The sequence below is a fragment of the Sinorhizobium arboris LMG 14919 genome, assembly GCF_000427465.1.
Taxonomy (GTDB): domain Bacteria; phylum Pseudomonadota; class Alphaproteobacteria; order Rhizobiales; family Rhizobiaceae; genus Sinorhizobium; species Sinorhizobium arboris.
In genome coordinates this window covers 438,995-465,444 of sequence record NZ_ATYB01000014.1, presented here as the reverse complement: position 1 = coordinate 465,444, position 26,450 = coordinate 438,995, and the positions used below count along the sequence as shown (strand labels likewise).

Sequence of the window (26,450 nt, the reverse complement as noted above, 5' to 3'; positions counted from 1 at the left end):
CCGCATGCGGCGGCACCGGCAAAAAGGAAGAGGGGCGCTCGCCAGCGGCAAACGCCCCCTTCGGATCAGTCGATAAGATTACTCTACAATATCAACGCCGTCGAAAGCAAAGTCGCCGAGCGGGCTCTGGACGAAGCCTTCGACATTCTTGCGCATCGGGACGATGGAGAGCGAGTGGTCGAGCGTCGCCCAGGGGGCTTCACGCTTGAAGACGACCTGCGCCTCCTCGTAGAGCTTGGTGCGCTCTGCCACGTCGGATGCTTCCTTCGCCTTCGTGACGAGGTCGTCGAACTCCTGGTTGCACCACTGTGCGCGGTTGTTGCCGCCGACGGCGTCGCAACCGAGCAGCGTATCGAGGAAGTTGTCCGGGTCGCCATTGTCACCCGTCCAGCCCAGGATCACCGCACCGTCGCGGTCCTTGGCCTTGGACTTCTCGAGATATTCGGCCCACTCGTAGGATACGATTTCGACCTTGACGCCGACCTTGGCGAAGTCCGCCTGCATCAGCTCGGCGGCGCGACGGGCGTTCAGCATGTAGGGACGTGCCACCGGCATTGCCCAGACCTTCATCGAAAGGTCCTTGACGCCGGCGTCCTCGAGCATCTTCTTGGCGGCGTCCGGATCGTAGGTGTCGTCTTCGATGTGCTCGTTGTACGACCACATCGTCGGCGGGATCGGATTGGTCGCCGGCGTGGCCTGGCCCTGGAAGACGGCGTCGACGATCGCCTGCTTGTTGATTGCCTTGTTCAGCGCCTTACGGACTTCGACTTTGTCAAAGGGAGCCTGCGTCGTGTTGTAGGCCAGATAAGCGACGTTGAGGCCGGCCTGCTCCATCACCTTGAGATTCGGATCGGCCTTCATGGCTTCCACGTCGGCCGCGTTCGGGTAGGGCATCAGGTGGCATTCGCCGGCCTGCAGCTTCTGGAAGCGAACGGCCGCATCCGTCGTGATCGCGAAGACCAGGTCGTCGATCTTCTGTTTTCCGCCCCAGAAGTCCGGATGAGCCTTGTAGCGGATCACCGCGTCCTGCTGATAGCCGACAAAGGCGAAAGGACCGGTGCCGAGCGGCATCTGGTTGAGCTGGTTCATCTTGCCTTCGGCCTGCAGCTTGTCGGCATATTCCTTCGACATGATCGAAGCGAAGGGCATGGCAAGATTGGCGAGGAACGGCGCTTCCTTGCGCTTCAGCTTGATCTTGACGGTCATGTCGTCGACCTTCTCGACCGACTCGAGCAGTTCCGGCAGCCCCATGCCGGCGAAATACTCCCAGGAACCGCCGGTCACGTAGCCGTGCCACGGATGGTCGGATTTCCACTGGCGTTCGATCGAAAAGACCACATCGTCGGCGTTCAGTTCACGGGTCGGGGTGAAGAACTCGGTGGTCTGGAACTTGACGCCGGGACGCAGCTTGAAGGTGTATTCGAGGCCATCGTCGGAGATCGTCCAGCTTTCGGCGAGCCCGGGCTCGGTCTCGGTCGTGCCCTTCTTGAACTCGAGAAGGCGGCTGTAAACGGTGTGCGCGGCAGCGTCGAACGTCGTGCCGGCCGTATAGAGGCCGGGATCGAAGCCTTCCGGCGAACCTTCCGAGCAGAAGACGAACGTTTTCGACCAGGCGGTGCCGGCCATCAGCGTGGCAAGCGCCGTCGCTGCTAAAAGAGTAGTGAGCTTTCTCATGAGCTTGCTTCCCAGATTTGTTTTTGTTCTCGTAATTTACCCGACACGGCGTGACGTTTACACCCGGTCAAGGCCGGATGGAACGACATTTGGCGTCGCAATGCAATAAGTCACTTCGGAATTTTGTCTATGCGAAAAATTCTTCCGCAAATAGAGCGTGCGCTACAATCCCTGGCTTTCTCTCGCAGCCGGGATTAGATGAGGAAACATGTGTGCGGTTTTCCGCCCGCAATCCGGTTAGAATCGATAACGGTCATGATTTCAGCTCGACCCGACCTGAAATCATCGTGATCTAAAGCGCCGCGGTTCCCGTCAGACGCGCAAAGACCGCCGCAAGGCATCGATTTCTGTCATTTGATCGCCGGGATCGATCTCGCAACCGTGATCGACTCCAAAGAATGAGACGGGGGCGGAAAACCGCACGCGGTTTTCCTCGACCCTCTCCAACAATCGGCGGCGAGGGCAGATCAGGCAGCCGACGTCTGCGGACGCGCGGTCTCTTCCAGGCCCAGGAGGAAGTTGATCTGCGGCCGGGCCTTGACCAGGTCGTCGATCGTGTACCCCTGAAGCACTTCAAAAAAGGCGTTCAGCGCCTTGCGCAGCGCGGCATTGAGGCCGCAGCTATCCACCAGCGGGCAGTCGATCTCGCCCGCCTCGAAGCACTCCGCCATGGCGAAACTGTCTTCCGTCACCTTCACGACGTCGAAGAGGGTGATCTCCGACGCCGGTTTCGGCAGTCGGACACCGCCGTTACGGCCGCGCACGGTCTCAACCAGGCCGGCTTTCGTCAACGGCTGCAGGATCTTGAAAAGGAACAGTTCGGAAACGCCGTAAGCCCTGGCGATCTCGGGAATGCGGCTGAGCTTCTCGCCGTTCGCAGCGCAGTACATCAACATGCGTACTGCGTAGTTGGTTTGCTTCGTCAGACGCATTTTTCGCTCCGGATTCGATAAATTCGTGCCTCATCATATAGGACGGATCGTAGTTTGGAACAATTCCAAAAAGTGGAAAAGTTCACGAAGGTTATCTCTTCACCGTTTCGCTGTTGACTGGCGCGCCTGCTGGCGGCAGAAATATGATTGAGTTAGTTAAGTTTAAAACACGAAAAAGGAGAGAACACCATGCATATTTCGAAAGCGCTGATCGGCGCGTTGTCCGTGGCGGCGACATTTCTTGCCTCTACGGCGCCTGTCCGCGCCGATGGGGAGGTCAACATCTACTCCTACCGGCAGCCGGACCTCATTCAGCCGCTATTGGACGCCTTCACGAAGAAGACCGGCATTTCGACCAACGTGCTCTTCCTCGACAAGGGTCTTGTCGAGCGCATCCAGGCCGAAGGCGCCAACTCTCCTGCCGACGTGATCCTGACCGTGGATATCAGCCGCCTGACCGAAGCGAAGGATGCGGGCGTGACGCAGCCGGTGGTCAACGAAACCATCAACAAGGACATTCCCGACCATTTTCGCGACCCCGAAGGCAACTGGTTCGGTCTGACGACGCGGGGCCGCGTCGTCTACGCCTCCAAGGAGCGCGTCGCACAAGACGACATTACCTATGAGGAACTCGCCGACCCGAAGTGGAAGGGCAAGATCTGCACCCGCGACGGCCAGCACTCCTACAATATCGGCCTGTTCGCTTCCATGATCGCCCACCACGGTGAAGCCGAAGCGGAGAAATGGCTGACGGGGCTCAGGAACAATCTGGCCAGGAAGCCGGACGGCGGCGACCGGGACCAGGCCAAGGCGATCTTCGCCGGCGAATGCGACATAGCGCTCGGCAACAGCTACTATGTCGGACTGATGATCACCAACGAGAAGGAGCCCGAACAGAAGGAATGGGCCTCGGCGATCAAGGTTCTCTTCCCGAATTCGAAGGACCGGGGCACGCATGTGAACATCTCCGGCATGGCGCTCGCCAAGAACGCGCCGAACAAGGAGAATGCCCTGAAGCTCATGGAATTCCTGTCCGCAGGCGAAGCGCAGAAGATCTATGCCGAACAGGTCTTCGAGTACCCGGTGCTGCCGGGAGCCGAACCGTCGGAAGTCGTCAAGTCCTTCGGTGAGATCAAGCCGGACACGCTGCCGCTCGCCGAGATTGCGGCAAACCGCAAGAAGGCCTCGGAACTCGTCGACAAGGTCGGCTACAACGACGGCCCGCAGGATTGACGCGTACACGCCAGATATATGCGACGGCGGCGGGCGAGTGCCCGCCGTTTTCGTCTGCGCCGGCGGAGTGCTCCTTATTTACGTTCGTCGAACGCGCCGATCCAGTCCAGGATCACCTTACGCCGCTCCGGCGTCGAGGGATGAGTGGAAAAGATGCTCGCTCCACCCCGGTCGTCGAGCTTCGTTTCGAGCAGTTCGAAGAAACGGGCGATCGCGGTCGGATCGAAACCCGCCTTCATCATGAGCTCGACGGAGTGCCTGTCCGCTTCCGCCTCTGCGGAGCGTGAGTAGGAAAGTGCGAGGAGACCGCCGCCCTGCACCAGCACTTCCTCGACTCCCGATCCGATGTCGCCGGCGACAAGCATGATGAGCGCGGTGACTCCGGCGGCTCGATAGATCTGCCGGAGGCTGTGATTGTGCTCGACATGGCCGATTTCATGGGCAAGCACGCCGAGGATCATCTCGGTATCTTCGCCCGCGAGTTCCACGAGTTCGTCGGTAAGGATCAGAGTTCCGTCAGGCAGGGCGAAGGCGTTCGGACCGAGCGCGCCGCCTCCGCGGAAGTGGAGCGTATAGCCCGCCTCTCCCCGTGCCGATTGTGACGCGATGCGGCGGAAACCTTCCACGATCCTGTTGCGCCTCGCCTCGTCGAGCTTCGACTTGTCCAGCAGGGTCCGATCCATCGTCTCCAGGGCGCTGGCCGACATGATATTCGGCACGACCGGGGGCGTGACGGCGATGGCAACCTCCACCAGCAAGGGCAGTGCCGAGCGATAAATCAGCGCGCCAAGCAGGATCGCGGCGGCGACGAAGGCGATCAGCCGCGGATGGAAGCGCTCCAGGCGGTGGACCGCTCCCTCGCGGGCGCGACCTTTCCCGGCCAGGAACCGGTCGACCGCGTCATTGTCCTCAGTCTCGAACAGGGATCCGTCCGGAAAGGTGACCCGGCGCGGAATGCGGCCGACCCGGGGAGATATTTCGATCGAGTGCAGGATGCCGCCCGCGAGCTCGCCGCCGCTTTCTCCGTGCACGACGAGGCGCCCTGCTTGCTCGACGAGGCTTGCGGGAAGGGAGCGGCTCGATCCCGGTGCATGCCACTCGCCTGAAGCGATCGTTGTGCCGTCAAAAGCCAAAGTCGAATCCTTCCATATCCATGAATTCGGCCCCGACCGCCGAGCCTTCCTGTGTAATCTGCGAGAAGAGTTCGCCGACATCTCCTTCGAAGCGCACGCCTGTATGCTCGTTGACGTAGCGCGCCATTCTCACTGCCGCCCAGGGCCGCATCAGGCCGAGCGTAACAAGCGTGACGATCAGGTTGGAGACGGCGATCCAGGTGTAGCGCAGGCGCGACAGGTCGCTCAGCAACCGGTGCCTGCCGTCGAAAGCGGTGGCGCACCAGGCGACGTTGCGCACCCCAGCATGGTAGATGAGCGCAGCCACGCCGAACATGGAGTAGACAAGGACGGAACCGAACGCGGTCAGCAGGATGGCCACCCCCTCGAGCCCGACCGTCGAGGCTTCGGCCTCCTCCTGTAGGGAGCCGATCAATTCCAAGCCGAGAAAAACTAAGAAGCCGGCGATCAGCATGCCCAGCACCAGGACCGCGGCGGGGGCAACCCAGGTTCCGTAGAGCCGTCCAAGAGCGGGATCGGTCGAAAACGCCTTCTGTCCATAGCGCAGATTGTTGCCGATATAGCGATAGGACCAGCGGCTGGCGAGCGGCGCCAGTATGCCGAGGGTCAAAGCCGCCAGGACCGGACCGACGATAAAGGCGAGAAACGCGCCGCCGGCACCGCCGACGAAATCGAAGCGCACATTGCGGTAGCTCGTCACTCTTGCGCTGAATCGCAGGCCCCGCGCGACAAGCCAAGGCACGAAGAAAAGCATCAGAAGGCCGAGACCGATACCGACGAGCGGCACGAATGTGAGCATGATGTTGTAGAGGACCAGATAGGCGAAAACGATCAGGCGGCCGATGAGAATCTGCTCGCCATTGGCGTGATACTCGAACCCGCGCCCGAGCAGGACGGTGTTGCCGTAGAAATAACGATTGCGGCGGACCTTCGCCCAGGCCGAATAGATGCCGAGCGTTATGATCGTCAAAAGGATGTTGACGATCCAGATCCCGAAATATTCACTGCCGTTTCCTGTGAAGGAGAGGCGCTGGATATCCCCCTCAGCCGCGCGTCCGAAGCTGCGCTTGCCGGCATTTTGTGCCGGCAACGACTCTGCCATGGTCATGGTGCCCCCTGCAAACCGATGCCTGCCGCCTCACCGGCAGGTTGCCGCTTGATATTGACGACCATCCCCCAACGGCCATCTGCTAGAGCACCTTGCAACGGTTTTCCGTACCGCAGTGCATAGCTGACGAACGATACGAGCCTGCGACTCGCATCGACCACAACCGAGGATAATCTCCCTGCCGAATCTCGCGCAACAAAAAAGAGCCCCCCGAAGGAGGCTCCAATAGGAGGGAGGAGATCTTTGTTCGCGCTACCGCATCGTCGGTATCGAGAACTCGGCACCGTCCTTGATGCCTGACGGCCAACGGGAGGTGATGGTCTTGGTCCGGGTCCAGAACTTGATCGAATCCGGACCGTGCTGGTTGAGATCGCCGAAGGAGGAGGATTTCCAACCGCCGAAGGAATGGTAGGCGAGCGGAACCGGGATCGGCACGTTGATCCCGACCATGCCGATATTGATGCGGGAGGCAAAGTCGCGGGCGGCATCCCCATCGCGGGTATAGATGGCGACTCCGTTGCCGTATTCGTGCTTCATCGGCAGCGACAGGGCCTCTTCGTAGTTGCTGGCGCGTACGACCGACAGGACGGGTCCGAAGATTTCCGTCTTGTAAATGTCCATGTCCGGCGTGACGTGGTCGAAGAGGCAGCCGCCGATGAAGTGGCCGTTCTCGTAGCCCTGCAGCTTGAAATCGCGGCCGTCCACGACGAGCTTCGCGCCCTGCTCGATGCCGCTGTCGATCAGGCTGCGGATACGCTGCTCCGCCTCCTTGGTGACGACGGGGCCCATATCGGCCTTTTCGTCGGTGTAGGGGCCGATACGCAGGCTTTCGACCATCGGCACAAGCTTGTCGATCAGCCGGTTTGCGGTTTCCTCGCCGACCGGAACGGCGACCGAGATCGCCATGCAGCGCTCGCCGGCGGACCCGTAGCCGGCGCCGATCAGGGCGTTGGCGGCCTGGTCGAGATCGGCATCCGGCATGATGACCATATGGTTCTTCGCGCCGCCGAAGCACTGCGCGCGCTTGCCGTTCATCGCCGCCGTGCCATAGACGTAGCGGGCGATCGGGGTCGAGCCGACGAAGGATACGGCAGCGATATCCGGATGTGTCAGGATCGCATCGACCGCGCCCTTGTCACCGTTTACGACATTGAGGATGCCGGCTGGCAGGCCGGCCTCGATCATCAGTTCTGCAAGGCGGATCGGCACGGAGGGGTCGCGTTCGGAGGGCTTCAGGATGAAGGCGTTGCCGCAGGCGATCGCCGGAGCGAACATCCACATCGGGATCATGCCGGGGAAATTGAACGGCGTGATGCCGGCGCCGACGCCGACCGGCTGGCGGATCGAGTACATATCGATGCCGGGACCGGCGCCTTCGGTGAACTCGCTCTTCTGCAGGTGCGGAATGCCGATGACGAATTCGCAGACTTCGAGTCCGCGCACGATGTCGCCCTTGGCGTCGTCGATGGTCTTGCCGTGCTCGCGGGAGAGAATCTCGGCCAGCTCGTCCATGTTGTCGTTCAGGAGCTGGACGAACTTCATGAAGACGCGGGCGCGGCGCTGCGGGTTGGTGGCGGCCCACTTCGGCTGGGCGGCCTTGGCGCTTTCGACGGCGGCGGCGAGCTCGGCGTCGCTCGCCAGCGCCACGGTGCCCTGAACTTCGCCCGTTGCCGGGTTGAAGATGTTGCTGACGCGCCCGCTCTTGCCGGCAACGCGCTTGCCGTCGATGAAATGACCGAGTTCATACATGAGTGTTCCTCCTGGCCTTGATTGTGGCCCCATGATCGCACTACGATTTCAACAATTCAATTTCCGAAATTCAGGAACCGTTGTGCGCATATTAAAGCCCTGGGAAGTATTCGCATGAACTGGGACGACGTCAGGGTCTTTCTCGCCGTCGCGCGGACGGGCCAGATACTCGCCGCCTCGAAGCGGCTCGGGATCAATCACGCGACGCTCAGCCGGCGGGTTACCGCGCTCGAGGAAACGCTGAAAACAAAACTCCTCATCCGGCGCCCCAACGGCTGCGAACTGACCGCCGAGGGCGAAGTTTTCTTTGCCGCAGCCGAGCGCATGGAAACCGAGATGCTCGCCGCCCAGTCGCAGGTCGGACGGATCGATACGGCGATCGCGGGCACCGTGCGCATCGGCGCACCGGATGGTTTCGGCGTCTCCTTCCTGGCGCCGCGCCTCGGCCGGCTCACGGCACGTTACCCGGAGCTGAAGCTCCAGCTCGTTCCTGTTCCGCGCTCCTTCTCGCTGTCGCAGCGCGAGGCCGATATTGCGATCACCATCGAGCGGCCGGAACAGGGGCGGCTCGTCTCGTCCAAGCTTACGGATTATACACTGGGCCTCTACGCATCGGCAGATTATCTTGCCCGCTACGGCACGCCGCAGACGATCGAAGAGCTGAAAAAACATCGCCGGATCGGTTATGTCGAAGACCTGATCTTTACGCCGTCGCTCAACTTCTCAGCAGAAGTCATGCGCAGCTGGGATGCTTCGTTCGAGGTCTCCAGCGCCACCGGCCAGACCGAGGCCGTCCGCTCCGACGCGGGTATCGGCATCCTGCACAATTATATCGCCCGGCAATATCCGGAGCTGGTGCGGCTCTTGCCCGAAACGACGATCCGCCGCGCGTACTGGACAACCTATCACGAGAGCGCCCGCGACCTGGTGCGCGTGCGTACGGTCGCCATGTTCCTGCAGGAGCTGGTGACGGCGGAGCACCAGATATTCGTGTGAGATCGAAGGAAGAAAATGGTACGGTTGGGTGGTCTCGAACCACCGACCTCAGGTGCCACAAACCTGCGCTCTAACCAACTGAGCTACAACCGCACTCGACAGGCGACGCCAATGCTATTCGGGTCGTCGCTTGGCGGCTCACATACGGTCACTCACACCGATTTGCAAGCCTTAAGTTCAGATTATCCAGCAAAAAGACCGGATGGCAAGCCACCCGGTCTTTGCTCGGAATCCGATCGATACGGTGCGACCGGTCAGCTCTTCTTAAGGTTGGACATCGCCTTTTCCGCGGCTTCCTTGCCGGGCTTGGCAACGTTCTCGGCGACCTTGCGTGTTGCTTCCTGCATCGTCTTCGCCTGTTCGACGGCAAGTTCGGCCTGCTTGCGGATAAAGGCCGTCTGCAGTTCGACGAGTTCGGAGAGCGATTTCACGCCGAGCAGAGCTTCCATGTGCGAGAGCGAGCTTTCTGCATTGGTGCGCAGCGCGTCGATGGCCTTGAGACCGAGTTCGACCGTCCCCGACTGAGCGCTCTCGACCGTCGCTTCGACGGTTTTAGCTGCCTCTTCGGTAGCGGTCTTCATCTTGGCGTAGGCTTCCTTCGACTGCGCGGCGCTCTTTTCGGCAAACTCGCGGAAGCTGTCGGCAAACTTGGTCGGGTCGAAGGACAGGGAAAATGCGTCGTCGGTCTTCTTGGTAGCCATTGGATGCGCTCCTTGGTGTGGCCCTCTTCAGAGGCGCCGTTTTGATGGATGACCGTTCTATAGCCGATTTCGTTGTGCATTGCAATAAACTTGTGCACTGCACAATTCCCACCCCCATTAACCTTCCGCGCCGAAAGACGTTGCCGAGGCGGTGCCGTTGCTGGACCCTTGCCGACGGGCTGGGTATTAATAGAGCGTTAACGCGCAAGCGATCCGTCAGTAGGTCTGCCGATGCCCGAGAGACAGTACCCCTTTATCGACATTGCCGTGCATGCACGGGTGCGGGAGCATTTTGCCCGGGGGGATGCATCCGTCCTTTTTTCAAGGGATGTCGCGCGGGTGCTATGGGCCAACGACCAGGGCGCAAAGCTGTTCGGGACGGCTTCCGTTTACGATTTCATCGATACCGACCTGGATCCGAGCGACCTTTCGCTTCGCCAGCTGCGCGCCGCCGCGGCACAGCTCGCGACCGCGGGAGACCGCCGGCAGCTTCTGATCCGGATGGCATCGGGCTTCCGGCGGCTTCCGCTCAACGCCGCCGTGGAGATGATCCGCGTCGGGGCCGGCGAGGAGGCAATTCTTTTCACAGCGCCCAACAACGGCAAGACGCTTTCGACCGAGGCGCGCGCAGAGGCGATGATTGCCGGGCTCGACGGACCGGACACGCATATGGCCGTGCTCGACAGTGACGGGGCCGTGATTGCCGGCTCGCGCGGCTTCGAGAGCCTTGGCCTCTCGTCGGATATCCGCCGAACGCTCGTTGCGGCCGTCACGCGCGACCAGGACCGGCTGATCAAGCGTCCCGTCGCGACGGAAAAGGGACGCCTGCCGGCCGCGGTCGGCAAGATTTCGGACTATCCGGCGCTCCACCTGCTTTTCGTGGTCGAGGCAATCCTCGAAGAAGCCGAGGCCGGGGAGGCCGCCGGCGCTGCGGCGCAGGAGCAGGCGGGCCCCGCCACACCTACGGCGCCGATCGAAACACAAGAGGCGGTTCCTTCGTCCGCAACACCGGCGGAGACGGACCAGCCGGCGGCACCGCTTGACGAAGCCGTGCCCGCCGCGGTCTCGGAAACGGCTGCCGAGAAGGAAACCGAAGCGCCGGGCGAGGAAGGCACCGGCGACGCGGCGCAAGGGGAGTTTGCCCAGAAGGACAAGGCCGACGCGGCAGATCTCGCCGAGCCGGAAATCCTGCAGGAAGCAGAGCCGGCTTCCGGCGAACCGCCTGTCGATGCGGATCGTGGCGGGGAAACCGCCGACTTCGCCTTCGCGGCGGGCGGCCGGGCGGTTCGGTTCGTCTGGAAGATCGACGCCGAGGGACGCTTCAGCGAAATCTCCGAAGAGTTTGCGTCAGCCGTCGGCCCGAAAGCCGCCGACGTGATCGGCGTGACCTTCACCGATCTCGCCAACCGTTACGATCTCGATCCCGAAAACAAGATCAACGAGCTCCTGCATCGCCGCGATACCTGGTCGGGCAAGACGATCTTCTGGCCGGTCCAGGGGACCAATCTCAAGGTCCCGGTCGATCTGGCGGCCCTTCCCACCTATTCCCGTTCGCGCGAGTTCGACGGCTTCCGCGGCTTCGGCATCGTCAGGGTTGCCGACGCGGTGCCGGACGCAAAGGCGGCCGGGCTTTCGCTCGAACGGGCGGAAAGGACCACGCCGGCCGCAAGCGACGTGCCGGCCAAGGGCGCCGATAAACCGACCGCAGCGGTTGGCTCCAGCACCGGACCTGCCGCCAGCAGCGGCGAAGATGCGGCCGAGGCTGCGGCGGGCGCGCCGGAAGACCCATTCCGCGGCGAACAACCCGCGCTGCGGGTCGTCGAAACGCCCGGCCGGCCGGCCTCCGACAAGGTCATCGATCTCGAAGAGCGCCGGCCGGCGGGAACCGGCACGCTGACACGCGGCGAGCAGGCGGCCTTCCGCGAGATTGCGAGACAGCTCGGCGAACATTTCGTCTCCCCTGGTCCGCTGCCGCAGGAAGGCCAAACCGAAAGCCGACCCGAGGCCGAAGCCTTGCCGTCGACCAGCACGCCGGCTGCGGCGCAGGAGGACGAACAGACGAGTGGCGCCAAGGCGCCGGGCGGGCAGGATGATGCGACGCAGCCCGGCGAGGCGTCTGCCGCGGCGATGGAGCCCGCCGCACGCACCGTTGCGGCAATGAGCAGCGAGATCCTCGACAGGCTGCCAATCGCGCTGCTGGTCCACCACGGCGACGAGTTGCTGCATGCGAATGCGGAATTCCTGCGGCTGACCGAATATGACGATCTCGATGCCTTCGCGCGGGAGGGAGGCCTGGAGGCCCTCTTCGCGCTCGGAGACGAGGCGGGCACAGCAAAGCCGGATGGAACGATGACGCTGGTCCGCAAGGATGGCCGGCTCATCCCGGTCGGCGCTCACCTGCATTCGATCCGATGGGAAGGAAGGAGCGCGCTGATGCTTGCGCTGACCCCGGCCGGCGCAAGCGAAGCGGAGAAGCAGGCGCGCAAAGAGGAAAGAGCGGCAGAGGCAAGCCGGCTCCGGATGGAAATCGACGAACTCCGATCGATTCTGGAAACCGCGACCGACGGCGTCGTGGTCCTCGGGCAGGACGGCGACATCCGGACGATGAACCGCTCCGCAAGCGCGCTCTTCGACTATGACGAAGCCGAGATGCGCGGAAAGCCGTTCGCCGCGCTCTTCGCCCATGAGAGCCAAAAGGCCGTGATCGACTACCTCCAGGGCCTTTCCGGCCACGGCGTCGCAAGCGTACTCAATGATGGCCGCGAAGTGATCGGCCGCGAAGCTGCCGGAGGGTTCATTCCGCTGTTCATGACCATCGGCCGGCTCTCCTCTTCCAACGGCTACTGCGCCGTCATCCGCGACATCACCCAGTGGAAGCGGACCGAAGAGGAACTGCGCAACGCCAAGCGTGCCGCCGAGACGGCAAATGCTCACAAGACGGAATTCCTAGCCCGGGTCAGCCACGAAATCCGCACGCCGCTCAACGCCATCATCGGCTTTTCCGACATGATGGCGAGCGAGCATTTCGGCCCGATCGGCCATCCGCGCTATATCGAATATGCCGGCGACATCGGCCGGTCCGGTCGGCACGTCCTCGACATCGTCAACGATCTGCTCGACATCTCGAAGATCGAGGCCGGCGAGATGGATCTCGACTTCGGCTCCGTGGACCTCAACGAGGCCGTCTCCGAGGCCGTGTCGCTGGTGCAGCCGCAAGCCAACAGCCAGCGCGTGATCATCCGCACCTCGCTGTCGGGTTCCGTGCCCGAGGTCGTCGCCGACGACCGATCGATCAAGCAGATCGCCCTGAACATTCTGGCAAATGCCATCCGCTTCACGCCGTCCGGCGGTCAAATCGTCGTGTCGACGTCCTATGAGGCCAATGGCAGCGTCATCCTGCGCATCCGCGACACGGGCGTCGGAATGACCCGCAACGAGCTCGACCAGGCGATGAAGCCCTTCCGTCAGGTCACGACCGGCGGCCGCAAGCGCGGCGACGGCACCGGCCTTGGCCTGCCGTTGACGAAAGCGATGACGGAAGCGAATCGCGCGCAGTTCGCCATCAGCTCGGCCCCGAACGAGGGTACGCTGGTGGAAATATCCTTTCCTCCGCAACGCGTCTTGGCCAATTGAGGACAAAGCTGTAAGGAAATGTTGACCTGCGGGAACCAGTTTGCCGGTTCTTGAAGGTCGGGGAAATGCGAGCCGTTTCCTCACTCGTCATTTCGATCGGCTTTGCTTCGGACGGATCGCTTGCACTTCACCGCCAAAAGCCTCAAGCGGCGCTACGCCAGCTCCGGAACCGGCCTTCACCATCCGCTGCTCACAGGCTGGGCCGGCCTTGCCTCCGCCGTCGTGCTCATGCCGATCGTTGCCATTGCGTGGCTCGCCGTTTCCGGCGGCAGCGCAGACTGGCCGCATCTCATCGAAAACGTGATCCCGCGCGCGACCGGACGCACGCTTCTCCTGGTTCTGTTCACGGGCATCGCCACCGCCGTGATCGGCATTCTCACAGCCTGGCTGGTGGCGACCTATGAATTTCCGTTGCGCCGTTTCCTTTCGGCCGCCCTGGTGCTGCCGCTGGCCATACCGGCCTATCTTTCGGCCTATGCCTTCGGGGAATTGCTCACTTTCACCGGCCCTGTGCAAGGGCTGACCCGAGCACTCTTCGGATTTCAGACGAGCCGCGATTACTGGTTTCCGGACGTGCGCTCGCTCGGCGGCGCCGTGCTGGTACTGAGTTCGGTCCTTTATCCTTATATATATCTCGCCTGCCGTTCCATGTTCCTGATGCAAGGGCGCGCCGCCGCGGACGTGGCGCGGACGCTCGGCGCCGGACCGCTGAAGGTCTTCTTCCGCGTCCAGCTTCCGATGGCACGGCCGGCGATCATGATCGGCCTCACCCTCGTTGCCATGGAGACGCTGAACGATATCGGCGCGGTCGAATTCCTCGGGGTTCAGACCCTGACCTTTTCCATCTTCGATACCTGGCTCAACCGCGGCAGCCTTGCCGGCGCGGCGCAGATCGCCTGCATCATGCTGGTTTTCGTCATCGGACTGATGATGGTCGAGCGGGCCGCGCGCCGCAGACAGCGCTTTGCGAGCCAGAAGACCACGGCGGCGGTTCACGATGTCGCGAGGCTGAGACTTTTCGGCTGGAAGGGATGGGCTGCGACGGCCGCCTGCCTTCTGCCGATTGGGTCGGGCTTTGCCGTTCCCTTCCTCGTTCTGGGCGATTATGCCTTGAAACGCCTCGACCAGTTCCTGGCGCCGCGCCTCCTGAGCGCGCTTCTGCACAGCATTCTCGTGTCGGGTCTGACGGCCTTCGCGACCGTGCTCCTGGGGTTCGTGCTCGCCTATGCCGCCCGTACCGGGCGCTCGCGCATCACCGACATCGCCGGGCGGCTCGCCTCCTTCGGCTATGGTGTACCCGGTACGGTACTGGCAATCGGCGTGCTCTTTCCGCTCGCGGCCCTCGACAACACCATCGACGCCGAAATGCGGGACCTTTTCGGGATTTCCACCGGCCTCCTCATGAGTGGCACCGGCTTTGCCATCATCTATGCCTGCACGGTCCGGTTCCTGACCATGGCGGAAGGGACGCTGGAGGCCGGTTTCCAGAAATTGTCGCCGCATCTGGACATGGCCGCACGCGCCCTGGGGCGTACGAGCGGGCAGACGCTGCGCACGGTGCTGCTGCCGATGATGCGCCCGGCGGTGCTGACGGCCGCGCTCCTCGTCTTCATAGAAACGATGAAAGAGCTTTCGGCGACCATCATGCTGCGTCCGTTCAATTTCAATACGCTCGCAACGCTCGTCTACGAGGATGCCTCGCGGGCGAAGGTCGAGGACGCCTCCGTCGCCGCGATGATCATCGTCCTCGCCGGGATGGTGCCCGTCATTCTGGTGTCCCGCTCGCTCGAGCGGCGGCCATAATGCACGTCGTTCCCCTGCCCTTCGCTGGGATGTGGCGGTCGGGAAGAGGAACGCGGCGCAACAGGAACGGATGCCAGCCCGAACTCAGCTCTTGAGTTCCTCCAAACCTGCAAAGAGATCGAGAGCTTCGGGGTTGGCCAGCGCTTCCTTGTTCTTGACTGGACGGCCGTGGACGACGTCGCGGACCGCGAGTTCGACGATCTTGCCGGACTTGGTGCGCGGGATGTCGGCGACGGCGATGATCTTTGCCGGCACGTGCCGCGGCGACGCGCCCGTCCGGATGCGGGCTTTGATCTCCCTGGCCAGTTCTTCGGTCAGCTCGACGCCGGGAGCCAGCCGCACGAACAGGACGACGCGGACATCGTCCTCCCAATCCTGGCCGATGCAGAGCGCTTCGGTGACCTCGTCCATCTGTTCGACCTGATTGTAGATCTCCGCCGTGCCGATGCGCACGCCGCCGGGATTCAGGGTGGCGTCGGAGCGGCCGTGGATGACGATGCCGCCATGCGGCGTCCATTCGGCAAAATCACCGTGGCACCACACATTGTCGAAGCGGTCGAAATAGGCGGCCCGATATTTCGCCCCGTCCGGATCGTTCCAGAACATGACAGGCATCGACGGAAATGCCCTGGTGCAGACGAGTTCGCCCTTTTCACCGCGCACCGGCTTGCCTTCGTCGTTCCAGACGTCGACCGCAAGGCCGAGACCGGGGCCTTGGATCTCTCCGCGCCACACGGGCTTCAGGGGATTGCCGAGCACGAAGCAGGAGACGATATCGGTGCCGCCGGAAATCGAGGCGAGCTGGACATCGGGCTTGATACCCTCGTAGACGAAGGAGAAGCCCTCGGGCGAGAGCGGCGAGCCGGTGGAGGTCATAAGCCGCAGGGGCGACAGGTCGTGCGTCTTTGCCGGGGTGAATCCACCCTTGCGCACCGCGTCGATATACTTCGCCGACGTGCCGAACACGGCGAAGCGTTCGGCGGCGGCATAATCGAAGAGGACGTTGCCGTCCGGGTAAAAGGGTGAGCCGTCATAGAGGCACAGCGTTGCACCGACCGCAAGGCCAGACGCCAGCCAGTTCCACATCATCCAGCCGCAGGTGGTGAAATAGAAGAGCCGCTCGCCGTCCCCGAGCCCGCAATGGAAGCGGTGTTCCTTGAGGTGCTGCAACAGCGTCCCGCCGGCCGAGTGGACGATGCATTTCGGTACGCCCGTCGTTCCCGAGGAGAACAGAATATAGAGCGGGTGATTGAACGGCTGGCGCTCGAAGACAAGCGGTCCGGCCTCGAAATCGGCGGTGAAATCGGCAAGCGTCACGCCACCCTCAACCGTCGGCGCGAGCGCGGCACTGTCTCCGGCATAGGGAACGATGACGGTGGGCACACCGAGCGCCTTCGCCACGGCGCGCACCTTCGCGTCCACGTCCTGCCGCTTGCCGTTATACCAGTAGCCGTCGCATGCGATGAAGAGCTTGGGGGCGATCTGGCCGAAGCGGTCGAGGACGCCCTGCTCGCCGAAGTCGGGCGAACAGGACGACCAGATCGCGCCCACGGAAGCGGTCGCGAGCATGAGGGCGACCGTTTCCGGCATGTTCGGCATCATCGCGGCGACGCGGTCGCCGACACCGATCCCCTGCGCCTTCAGCGCCAGTTGCAGGCGCGATACCAGAGCGCGCAGTTCGTCCCAGGTCAGCCGATAGCTCACCTTGTCCTCGCCGCGGAAGATCAGGGCATCGCCGCCTCCCGTCTTGCGCAACAGGTTCTCGGCGAAGTTGAGACTCGCATCCGGAAAGAAGCGGGCGTCGAGCATCCGGTCGCCGTCGACGAGCGCCCTCTCTCCGCGCTCGCCGATGACCTTGCAATGCTCCCATACGGCGGTCCAGAAATCGCCCCGCTCGCTCACGGACCAGCCATGAAAGTCATCATAGTCGCCGAAGCTGCGTCCAAAGCGCTCCCCGCACCAGGTAATGAACTCAGCCATCGGGCTGCCTTCGAGAGTCTTCCTGTCCGGAACCCATAACGGTCGATCTGCTTGCATGCTCTCCTCCACTCTTCGGCCTTTTCTATATCATGCTGCAACGCAAAACAAACAGCGCGGATGCGGCTCCGCATCGTCGCGACGGCGACATTTCCATGTCGGCGACATTTGCTTTATGCAAGCCGAAGCCCTATCCAAGCGGCTCACCCGAGGCGATGGCAAGTCCGACCGAAATGACGAGGAAGATGTTCCAGATATTGCGCGATTCGCACCTATGGGTGCGGCTTCGTCCGCGCCACCTCGTTTGGTCGGCCGCCATAGGCGTGGTGCTTGCCGCCGCCTATAATGCCGCACTGCCGCTTGTCGTCTCGACGACCGATGCGCGCGCGACGATGGAACGGATGCTCGACGACTGGTCGGGCGGAAAGAGCAGGATCAGCGGCGAACCGGAAGTCCGGTTCTGGCCGGAACCCCTGGTGACGATCCCGGCAACGACGATCGTCTCCGCCGGATCCGAACCGCGCCCGCTCGCCGAAATCGGCCGCATCACCGCTTCGTTCAGCCTGCTCTCGGCCCTTCGCGGCGAGCAGGCGCTCGACGAGATCACGCTTGTCGACCCGGTCTTCACCTTCGAGCGTGAAGCAGACGGCACCATGAACTGGCGAAAGCCGCACTGGCTGGTGCAGCCGGGCACTGTCGTGCCGCAGGACAAGGCTCGCTTCGGCGACATCACGATCGAGAATGGCCGCCTCCGCGTCGTCGACCATATGGCAACGGATGGCGCGGGCGTCGACGTCGCCGGGATCTCCGGCACGTTCAAATGGCCTTCCTTCGCCGGACGGCTGAGCGCGCAATTCTCCGCCACCATCGGCGGCGAAAAGGTCGGCTGGGCCTTCGTGTGCGAAGAGCCGCTCGCCCTTTTCGCCAGGCGCGACGCTTCCTTCAAGACGTCGCTGACGTCGAGTCCCCTGACATTTTCCTTCGAGGGCCGCGGCAATTTTTCGACGCAGCCCTTTGCCTCGGGCCATCTGCAAATGTCCGCAGCTTCGCTGGCAACGCTCGCCGCCTGGTACCGCGGAACGCCGGAGACGGGATTTCCCGCCGGCGGTTTCAGCATCGACACGAAGGTGACCACCGGTGAGCAGGCGTTGAAGCTCGAGGACCTCCAGCTGGCGATCGGCGGAGCTACGGCGACGGGCGTACTGGACGTGCAACTGAGACCCGGCGAAAGGCCGCGCGTGGAGGGGACGCTCGCCTTCGACCGCATCGACCTCAACGGTTTGCCATTGGCTACGCTGAAGCCGGCGCAGGAGGACGACCGCGCATGGCGGATCGCGCAAGCCCTTGTCGGCGGCTGGCGCCTTGATGTCAGGCTCTCGTCGCAGGAAGTGCTGGCCGGTCCGCTGCATCTGACCGATGTCGCAGCCGGGGTGATAATCGACGGCCGCCGGGTCTCGCTCGACATCGGCGACAGCAGCTACGCGAACGGCACGCTGAGCGGGCGGGCAGTGCTGTCGGAGAACGGACTGGAACAGGGTGGCAAGCTGCAGGCGAACCTGAAAGATGCCGATTTCGCCGCCGTCCTCGAGAGCTTCGGTTTGAAGGGCCCCATCCCAACGGGCAGGGGCGTTCTCAGCCTCGATCTTGCCACCGGCCGCCCGCTGTGGGCGACGGGCATCACCGACGTCTTCGGCCGTCTCGATTATTCCCTCACGAATGGCAGCCTTGCCGATTTCGACATTCACGCCTTCACCGATCTTGTCCGCAAGGGTGAATTCTTCTCCCTGTCGCAGGCAAGCGACGGCACGCTCGACTTCCGGACGGCAGACATCGAGGCGAGCTTCGTCGGCGGTACCGCGCGGCTGGATCGGGCCGCTTTCGTCGGCCCCGCCGGGAATATCTCCGTGACCGGGGTCGTCCCCTATCGCACCGGCAGCCTGGCCCTGGCGGGAACGCTCGCGGGCCCGGAGGCCGGCAAGGAGCCGCTGCAGTTCTTCATCGGCGGCTCCTGGCCGAACGCAGTAATCTCACCGCTTTCGGTTCTCCTCAGCCCAAAGTGACATCTTTGCAATAACGCACTTCCGGACGGAAAACCCTTACATACCTTTCCTGGAAGTGCTTTGCCTTCGCTCACCCGATCGCCGCGAAGGCCGCTCGCTCGTCCTTCTCGCGCTGGGCCTCGCGGCGCTTCGTGACGATCGATGCGACGATCACGCCCAGCGCGACGATGCCGATCAGGATCGTGCAGATGGCATTGATTTCCGGCGTCACCCCTAAACGAACCTGGCTATAGATCTTCATCGGCAGCGTCGTGGCGCCTGGCCCGGTCGTAAAACTTGCAATCACGAGATCGTCCAGCGACAGCGTGAACGCGAGAACCCAGCCCGAAAAGACGGCCGGCGCAATCACCGGCAGGGTGATCGCGAAGAAGGTCCCGACCGGCGTCGCGCCGAGGTCGAGCGCTGCCTCCTCGATCGACTGATCGAAACTCAGAAGACGCGACTGAACCACGACCGCGACGAAACACATGGTGAAGGTGATGTGGGCGAGCGTGATCGTCCAGAAACCGCGATCGAACCCGATCGCCACGAAGAGCAAAAGAAGCGACAGGCCGGTGATCACCTCCGGCATTACCAGAGGCGCATAGACCATGCCGGAAAAGAGAACACGGCCGCGAAAGCGGGTGTAGCGCACCAGCGCGAGCGCCGCCAGCGTTCCGAGAACCGTCGCGCAGGTCGCCGAAAGCAGCGCCACCCGGATCGTCACCCAGGCCGCGTCCAAGAGGCCCTGGTTATGCCAGAGTTGGCCGTACCATTTGGTGGAGAAACCGGCCCAGACGGTGACCAGTTTCGACTCGTTGAAGGAGAAGATCACCAGGAGCACGATCGGCAGATAGAGAAAGCCGAAGCCCAGAACGACGGAGGCGATGTTGAAACGGGACCACTTCTCCATGGCTCACCTCCCCTCCCCGTCGGCTTTGGCCTGGATGTTCTGGAAATAGACGATGGGTATCACCAGAATCATGAGCAGGATGATCGCCACCGCCGACGAAACCGGCCAGTCGCGGTTGGAATTGAATTCGCTCCACAATGTCTTGCCGATCATCAGCGTTTCCGAGCCGCCGAGGAGGTCGGGTATCACGAATTCGCCGACAGCCGGAATGAAAACGAGAAGGCAGCCCGCCACGACGCCGGGGAGCGACAGGGGGAAGGTGACACGCCAGAACGAGGCGACGGGCGTGCAGCCGAGATCCTGGGCGGCCTCCGTCAGCGAATGGTCCATCTTCTCAAGCGCCGAGTAGATCGGCAGCACCATGAAGGGAAGATAGGAATAGACGATGCCTATATAGATCGCCCAGTTGGTGTTGAGAATGATGAGGGGCTGATCGATGAGGCCGACGGTCGACAGAAGCTGGTTGAGCAGGCCCTCCGGCTTCAGGATGGCGATCCAGGCATAAACACGGATCAGAAAGCTCGTCCAGAAGGGCAGGATTACCATCATCAGCAGCGTGGGCCGCAGCGAACGCGGCGCCTTTGCCATGCCATAGGCGATAGGATAACCGATCAGGAGCGTCAGGAAGGTCGACACGGCGGCGATGACGACACTCGACACATAGGCGTTGAAATAGAGGACGTCCTCCGTCAGCCAGACGTAATTGTCGAGCGAAAAATCCCGCAGCTTTTCCAGAATGCCGGAAAGACCGCCCGCCAGATCGAAGACCGGCGTATAGGGCGGCATCGCGACGGCCGTCTGCGACAGCGAAATGCGGAAGACGATGAAGAAGGGGATGAGGAAGAAGAACAGGAGCCAGGCATAGGGAATGATTATGACCAGGCGACTGACGAAGGCTGAGGCAAGTTTCGCCATGGCTTCAATCCTTCAAGACGACGCCGGCATCTTCGCCGAAGGAGATCCAGACCTGTTGGTCGTAGCCGAGCGGATCTTCGACCGCCCGCACCGCATTCAGCGACGACGCCTTGACGACCTTGCCGTCCTTCAGCCGGATATGGAAAACCGTCATGTCGCCGAGATACCCGATGTCCCATATCTCGCCTTCAGCGGCGTTGAGCGGTGCATGCTCCGGCGGCTGCCGGCTGATTCTGATCTTCTCGGGCCGGATCGCAACGGCCGCCTTCGCTCCGCTCCCGGGTTTTTCCGGCGATGCCATGCGGACGGGGATGCCGCCCGTCGTCTCGACACGGATATAGCCGTCTTCGGCCGAGGTCACCTTACCGTCGAATATGTTCACGTCGCCGATGAAGTCGGCGACGAAGCGCGAATTCGGCGCCTCGTAGATCTCCGCCGGCGTCGCCACCTGGACGACCTTGCCGTGGCTCATGACGGCGATGCGGTCCGCCATGGTCATCGCCTCCTCCTGGTCGTGGGTGACGACGACGAAGGTGAGGCCGAGTTCCTGCTGCAGGTCCATGAGTTCGAATTGCGTTTCCTCGCGCAGCTTCTTGTCGAGCGCTCCGAGCGGCTCGTCGAGCAGCAGCACCTTCGGCCGCTTTGCCAGCGAACGGGCAAGGGCGACGCGCTGCCGCTGGCCGCCGGAAAGCTGATGCGGCTTGCGCTTGGCGAACTTCTCGAGCTTGACGAGCTTCAGCATCTGCGCGACGCGTTCGGCGATGTCCGCTTTCGGCATTGCGTCCTGCTTCAGGCCGAAGGCGACATTGTTCTCGACGGTCATGTGCGGAAACAGCGCATAGGACTGGAACATCATATTGACCGGGCGGCGGTAGGGCGGGATGCCCGCCAGGCTCTGGCCATCGAGAATTATTTCGCCCGATGTCGGCTGCTCGAAACCGGCCAGCATCCGCAGGAGGGTGGATTTGCCGCAGCCCGAAGCGCCGAGCAGGGCGAAGAATTCGCGCGTGTAGATGTTCAGCGAAAGATCGTCCACGGCGGTGAAGTCACCGAATTTCTTGGTGACGTTCTTGACGGAAATGAAAGGCTTGGAGGCGGGGTCCGCCCAGGGCGCGAAAGAACGCCGGATACTTCCGAGAGACTTCATCATCTATCCTCGAACGGCACCGCCCATACGCAATGACCAGCGCCGACACGTCGAGAGTTGAGCGCAGAAACATGCAAGAAAATTGCCCGGATTTGAGGTCCGGGCAATTCGTTTTCGCTCCTACTGACCAGTGACTATCTTGGTCCAGAGCCGGGTCAATACCCTCTGCTCCTTGGCCTCGAAGGGCGTCGTGGTGAAGAGTTTCTGCATCACGGCATCGGACGGATAGATGGCGGTGTCTTCGAGCACTTCCTTGTCGAGGAACTGCTGCGAAGCCTTGTTGCCATTGGCGTAAAACACGTAATTCGAGGCCTTGGCGATGACTTCCGGCTTCATCATGTAGTTGATGAACTCGTGCGCCTCGGCGACATGCGGCGCATCGGCGGGGATAGCCAGCATGTCGAACCACATCTGTGCGCCCTGCTCCGGGATCGAGTAGTCGACCGTCACGCCGGCCTGTGCCTCGGCCGCACGGTCGCGCGCCTGAAAGACGTCGCCGGAGAAGCCGACGGCAAGGCAGATGTCGCCGTTTGCGAGCGCGTTGATATATTCCGACGAATGGAACTTGCGGATATTGGGCCGGACCTTCATCAGCAGGTCGGCTGCCTTTTCGAGATCCGCCTGGTCGTGGCTGTCGGGATTGAGCCCCAGATAGGCAAGCGCCGAGGGCATGATGTCGGTGGGCGAATCGAGGAGATGGATGCCGCAGTCCTTGAATTTCGCCGCAATCTCGGGGTCGAAAACGACATCCCAGTTCGGCTTCTCGTCGGTGCCGAGAATCTCCTTCATCTTCTCGACATTGTAGCCGATGCCGGTCGTGCCCCACATGTAGTCGACGGCGTATTCGTTGCCGGGATCGTACTGCGCGGTACGCTCCATGACCATGTCCCACATGTTGGAAATGTTCGGCAGTTTCGACTTGTCGAGCTTCTGGAACACCCCGGCAGCGATCTGGCGCTGCAGGAAATAGGCGGTCGGAACGACGACGTCGTAACCGGAACCGCCGGCGAGCAGCTTCGTTTCCAGGATCTCGTTCGAGTCGAAGACATCATAGACGACCTTGATGCCGGTTTCCTTGGTGAAATCCTCAAGGATACTGTCGTCGATATAGTCGGACCAGTTATAGACGTTGACGACCCGCTCCTGGGCGGAAGCCAGCATGGTCGATCCCGCAAGCACCGCGGTGGTCAAGGTTGCGACGATGAGTTTGGACATACAACTCCCCTCTTGATTATCGGCTCGGGACAGTAATCTTCTTCTCAGTGCCGTTACGCCCCGTCTGTTGATCGTGCCGATGCGGAGGTTAGGCATCTTTCTCGATAAGCTCAAGGAGTTAGAGCGGCTCCAGGAAAAAAGTGGCGCGCGGTTTTCCGCCCGAAAATCCCCTCCTCTCACCTCATCCCCTGTGCTTGTCGCGGGGATCGGGCAGCGCCGCGTCTGCGGCGCGGAAGAGTTCAATCGGCCCAAGGACTTGGGCCGGCCGGATTCCTGTGACAAGCGGAGGAATGAGGGCGTTTCGGGGAGTAACGGCGTCCGCTTGCGGATGGCGCGCCATTTCGCGCCGGCTTACTGAAAGTCGAAGACGCTGAGCCCGGTGGCCATTTCGTCGAGACCGAGCGGCCGGGTGACGGGCGGTTCGGCGCGCGCCAGACATCCCTGCCGCTCGCAGAGCCGGCAGGCCGGACCGATTGCGATCGCCGGCATGACCGCGGCGGCGCCGTAGACTATCTCATTCCCGAAGGCGGCCTCGCAGCCGACGAGGATTGCGGTGCGCCGCACCCGCTCATGGAAGCCGGCCTTCGGACCGTCGACAGTGCGGGCCACGGTCAGGAAGTCGGTGCCGTCAGGCATCTCGACGCGGTCGACGAGAAGCTGGCCGGGCACGGCAAAGGCGGCCTGGACGTTGAGCTTGGGACAGCCGCCGCCGAAACGGGCATGGGGAAAGGCTTGCGCTCCGGCACGACGCAGCCGGTTGCCGGCACTGTCGATCTCCATGAGAAAGAACGGAACCCCGGCCGCACCCGGCCGCTGCAGCATCGTCAGACGATTGGCGACCTGCTCGTACGAGACCTGGAAACGCGCGGCGAGGACGGCGATATCGTACTTGATGCGCTGCGCGGCGGCGAGAAACGCCGCATAGGGCATCATCAGCGCGTGGGCGGCATAGCGCGCGAGTTCGAAGCGGCCGATGCGCCGCGCTTCGGCGGTGGAAAAGCGTAACTGTTCGAGCTCGGCGGCAATCGCCTCGTGGCAGGCGATCGAGGCCACCTCGATCGCGATCTCGCGCAGCTGATCGAAGGGCGACAGGCGTTCGGAGATGAAGAGGCGCATCGAGTGGCGGTCGAAGCGGCGGCGCAGGGTGGGCATGACATGCACCGGCAGCGTCCGCACCGCAAGTCCGTGCTCCCTTCTCAGCCAAGCCTTCATTGCGCCCGAAAGATCGTCGCCGGGCGAGAGGCTTGCATGCAGGGCCTCCGCCGCCTCCTCTATGCGGGCGAAGTGATTGGGCCGCGCCTCGAACGCCTCGCGGACTTCGTCCATCGGCAGGCGCGTATCGGCAAGTGCCGCCATGTGCCCCTCGCCCGCCAGCAGGGCGGCGAGATCCCTCAGTCGCGACGCCTGTTCGCGGTAGGCGCGATAAAGTTTGACGATGCCGCCGGAGACGTTCGGCGCCGCTTCGGCGACCTCCACCAGCTCCTGGTCCCCCGGCAGTTCGCCGGCAAGCAGCGGATCGGCAAAGACCTCGCGCAGCTGCGCAAGGCCGCTGCCCGCCTCGCCCTGGAGCTCTTCGAGGTCGACCTTGTAGACGGAGGCGAGTTTCAGAAGCAGCTGCACCGTCAGCGGCCGCTGGTTGCGCTCGATGAGGTTCAGATAGGAAGGTGATATGCCGAGCGCCTCGGCCATCGCCGTCTGCGTCAGCTGGAGGCCGTTGCGGATTCGCCTGACCCGCGGCCCGGCAAAGATCTTGTTCTCGGCCATTTGTAATTCCTTTTACAAGCCAGGCAAACGATCCGCTTTGACATCTTTTACAACTTTACTCGCGCATATTGTCAAAGGCAAGACAAGCTAACCCGTTTCCACCGGCTAGTAACGGGAATTCGGTAGCGGGTTTATGCAGCGCAATGTAAAAACTGTCACATGATCTTCCGGCCTAGAGGCGCCGCAAGACGAAAGTCGAAGATGAAGCGATTTCATGAGGAGGCAAGTATGACTGATTTTTACAAGCTCGTTCCAAATGCGCCGGAGGGGCGCTTCGACGGAATCGAGCGGCCCTATTCCGCGGAGGACGTGAAGCGGCTCAGGGGCTCGGTGGAGATCCGCTATTCGCTTGCCGAAATGGGTGCGAACCGCCTCTGGAAGCTCATTCACGAAGAAGACTTCGTCAATGCACTCGGCGCGCTCTCCGGCAACCAGGCGATGCAGATGGTGCGCGCGGGCTTGAAGGCGATCTATCTCTCCGGATGGCAGGTTGCAGCCGACGCCAACACGGCTTCCGCCATGTATCCGGACCAGTCGCTCTATCCGGCCAACGCGGCCCCGGAACTGGCAAAGCGCATCAACCGCACGCTCCAGCGCGCCGACCAGATCGAGACTGCCGAAGGCAACGGCCTCTCGGTCGAGACCTGGTTCGCTCCGATCGTGGCCGATGCGGAAGCCGGCTTCGGCGGGCCGCTCAACGCCTTCGAGATCATGAAGGCCTTCATCGAAGCGGGTGCGGCCGGTGTCCACTACGAGGACCAGCTCGCATCCGAAAAGAAGTGCGGCCATCTCGGCGGCAAGGTGCTGATCCCGACCGCGGCGCATATCCGCAATCTGAACGCGGCACGGCTTGCCGCCGACGTGATGGGCACGCCGACGCTGGTCATCGCCCGCACGGACGCGGAAGCGGCGAAGCTGCTCACCTCTGATATCGACGAGCGCGACCGCCCCTTCGTCGACTATGATGCCGGCCGCACCGTCGAGGGCTTCTACCAGGTAAAGAACGGAATCGAGCCCTGCATTGCCCGCGCGATCGCCTATGCGCCGCATTGCGACCTGATCTGGTGCGAGACCTCCAAGCCCGACCTGGAGCAGGCGCGCAAATTCGCCGAAGGCGTGCACAGGGCACATCCGGGCAAGCTGCTCGCCTATAATTGCTCGCCGTCCTTCAACTGGAAGAAGAACCTCGACGACGCGACGATCGCCAGGTTCCAGCGCGAATTGGGCGCCATGGGCTACAAGTTCCAGTTCATCACGCTCGCCGGCTTCCACCAGCTGAACTACGGCATGTTCGAACTGGCGCGCGGCTACAGGGACCGTCAGATGGCGGCCTATTCGGAGCTGCAGGAAGCGGAATTCGCAGCCGAAGCCAACGGCTATACGGCGACCAAGCACCAGCGCGAAGTGGGCACCGGCTACTTCGATGCCGTGTCGGTCGCGATCAGCGGCGGCCAGTCGTCGACCACTGCCATGAAGGAATCCACCGAGCACGATCAGTTCCGCCCGGCAGCAGAATGA

General features: G+C 62.6%; 18 protein-coding genes and 1 tRNA gene. 6 read left to right on the top strand and 13 right to left on the bottom strand.

The genetic code is table 11. The features are described from left to right. Window positions 1-78 precede the first annotated feature (78 nt). Both SINAR_RS0113270 and rirA read right to left on the bottom strand, forming a co-directional pair. Window positions 79-1,674: an ABC transporter substrate-binding protein gene (locus tag SINAR_RS0113270; RefSeq protein WP_027999547.1), complete on the bottom strand. Its 1,596-nt coding sequence runs from the start codon at window positions 1,672-1,674 to the stop codon at window positions 79-81. A gap of 467 nt (window positions 1,675-2,141) precedes the next feature. Beyond that, a complete protein-coding gene (gene rirA, locus SINAR_RS0113265) occupies window positions 2,142-2,606 on the bottom strand; it encodes an iron-responsive transcriptional regulator RirA (RefSeq protein WP_027999546.1) in 465 nt (154 codons plus the stop codon). 189 nt (window positions 2,607-2,795) lie between these two features. On the opposite strand from rirA, the gene SINAR_RS0113260 reads away from it, so the two are divergent. After that, window positions 2,796-3,839 carry a Fe(3+) ABC transporter substrate-binding protein gene (locus SINAR_RS0113260; RefSeq protein ID WP_027999545.1) on the top strand — a complete coding sequence of 348 codons (1,044 nt, stop codon included), beginning with the start codon at window positions 2,796-2,798 and terminating at the stop codon, window positions 3,837-3,839. A gap of 74 nt (window positions 3,840-3,913) precedes the next feature. On the opposite strand, the gene SINAR_RS0113255 is transcribed toward SINAR_RS0113260, so the two are convergent. The 3 genes from SINAR_RS0113255 to SINAR_RS0113245 form a co-directional block, all read right to left on the bottom strand. Next, entirely contained in the window at window positions 3,914-4,972 is a 1,059-nt protein-coding gene (locus tag SINAR_RS0113255; protein WP_027999544.1) for a M48 family metallopeptidase, read from the bottom strand. Continuing rightward, entirely contained in the window at window positions 4,962-6,080 is a 1,119-nt protein-coding gene (locus SINAR_RS0113250) for a YjgN family protein (protein WP_033057402.1), read from the bottom strand. Before SINAR_RS0113250 ends, SINAR_RS0113255 begins: the two co-directional genes overlap by 11 nt. Window positions 6,081-6,332: 252 nt before the next feature. Then, on the bottom strand, window positions 6,333-7,829 hold the full coding sequence (locus SINAR_RS0113245; protein ID WP_027999542.1) for a CoA-acylating methylmalonate-semialdehyde dehydrogenase: 1,497 nt from the start codon (window positions 7,827-7,829) through the stop codon (window positions 6,333-6,335). Window positions 7,830-7,943: 114 nt separating this feature from the next. Here SINAR_RS0113245 and SINAR_RS0113240 point away from each other — a divergent pair, with 114 nt between their 5' ends. Further along, entirely contained in the window at window positions 7,944-8,825 is an 882-nt protein-coding gene (locus SINAR_RS0113240) for a LysR family transcriptional regulator (RefSeq protein WP_027999541.1), read from the top strand. A 16-nt stretch (window positions 8,826-8,841) separates the two neighbouring features. On the opposite strand, the gene SINAR_RS0113235 is transcribed toward SINAR_RS0113240, so the two are convergent. Then, window positions 8,842-8,918, bottom strand: a tRNA-His gene (locus tag SINAR_RS0113235). Window positions 8,919-9,079: 161 nt separating this feature from the next. Then, complete coding sequence (gene phaP1 / locus SINAR_RS0113230) at window positions 9,080-9,526, bottom strand: phasin PhaP1 (RefSeq protein ID WP_027999540.1); 447 nt, start codon at window positions 9,524-9,526, stop codon at window positions 9,080-9,082. Window positions 9,527-9,757: 231 nt separating this feature from the next. Between phaP1 and SINAR_RS0113225 the strand changes: the two genes are divergently transcribed. Together SINAR_RS0113225 and SINAR_RS0113220 are read left to right on the top strand one after the other, a co-directional pair. Further along, the gene (locus tag SINAR_RS0113225) at window positions 9,758-13,159 is read left to right on the top strand and encodes a PAS domain S-box protein (RefSeq protein ID WP_027999539.1); all 3,402 of its coding nucleotides are present in this window, start codon (window positions 9,758-9,760) and stop codon (window positions 13,157-13,159) included. Window positions 13,160-13,279: 120 nt separating this feature from the next. Next, the gene (locus tag SINAR_RS0113220; RefSeq protein ID WP_027999538.1) at window positions 13,280-14,962 is read left to right on the top strand and encodes an ABC transporter permease; all 1,683 of its coding nucleotides are present in this window, start codon (window positions 13,280-13,282) and stop codon (window positions 14,960-14,962) included. Window positions 14,963-15,046: 84 nt separating this feature from the next. Here SINAR_RS0113220 and SINAR_RS0113215 read toward each other — a convergent pair whose 3' ends face one another. Continuing rightward, window positions 15,047-16,999 (bottom strand): acetoacetate--CoA ligase, encoded by a 1,953-nt coding sequence (locus tag SINAR_RS0113215; RefSeq protein WP_027999537.1) that lies wholly within the window; start codon window positions 16,997-16,999, stop codon window positions 15,047-15,049. A gap of 173 nt (window positions 17,000-17,172) precedes the next feature. On the opposite strand from SINAR_RS0113215, the gene SINAR_RS0113210 reads away from it, so the two are divergent. Further along, window positions 17,173-18,999 carry an AsmA family protein gene (locus SINAR_RS0113210; RefSeq protein ID WP_027999536.1) on the top strand — a complete coding sequence of 609 codons (1,827 nt, stop codon included), beginning with the start codon at window positions 17,173-17,175 and terminating at the stop codon, window positions 18,997-18,999. A 70-nt stretch (window positions 19,000-19,069) separates the two neighbouring features. Here SINAR_RS0113210 and SINAR_RS0113205 read toward each other — a convergent pair whose 3' ends face one another. From SINAR_RS0113205 to SINAR_RS0113180, 5 genes are all read right to left on the bottom strand, one after another. Beyond that, window positions 19,070-19,891 (bottom strand): ABC transporter permease subunit, encoded by an 822-nt coding sequence (locus tag SINAR_RS0113205; protein ID WP_027999535.1) that lies wholly within the window; start codon window positions 19,889-19,891, stop codon window positions 19,070-19,072. A 3-nt stretch (window positions 19,892-19,894) separates the two neighbouring features. Continuing rightward, window positions 19,895-20,806 (bottom strand): ABC transporter permease subunit, encoded by a 912-nt coding sequence (locus SINAR_RS0113200; RefSeq protein WP_027999534.1) that lies wholly within the window; start codon window positions 20,804-20,806, stop codon window positions 19,895-19,897. 4 nt (window positions 20,807-20,810) lie between these two features. Beyond that, window positions 20,811-21,953 (bottom strand): ABC transporter ATP-binding protein, encoded by a 1,143-nt coding sequence (locus tag SINAR_RS0113195; RefSeq protein WP_027999533.1) that lies wholly within the window; start codon window positions 21,951-21,953, stop codon window positions 20,811-20,813. 120 nt (window positions 21,954-22,073) lie between these two features. Then, window positions 22,074-23,168 (bottom strand): polyamine ABC transporter substrate-binding protein, encoded by a 1,095-nt coding sequence (locus tag SINAR_RS0113190; protein WP_027999532.1) that lies wholly within the window; start codon window positions 23,166-23,168, stop codon window positions 22,074-22,076. A gap of 351 nt (window positions 23,169-23,519) precedes the next feature. Then, the gene (locus tag SINAR_RS0113180; RefSeq protein ID WP_027999531.1) at window positions 23,520-24,932 is read right to left on the bottom strand and encodes a helix-turn-helix domain-containing protein; all 1,413 of its coding nucleotides are present in this window, start codon (window positions 24,930-24,932) and stop codon (window positions 23,520-23,522) included. Window positions 24,933-25,160: 228 nt separating this feature from the next. Between SINAR_RS0113180 and aceA the strand changes: the two genes are divergently transcribed. Continuing rightward, window positions 25,161-26,450: an isocitrate lyase gene (gene aceA / locus SINAR_RS0113175; protein WP_027999530.1), complete on the top strand. Its 1,290-nt coding sequence runs from the start codon at window positions 25,161-25,163 to the stop codon at window positions 26,448-26,450.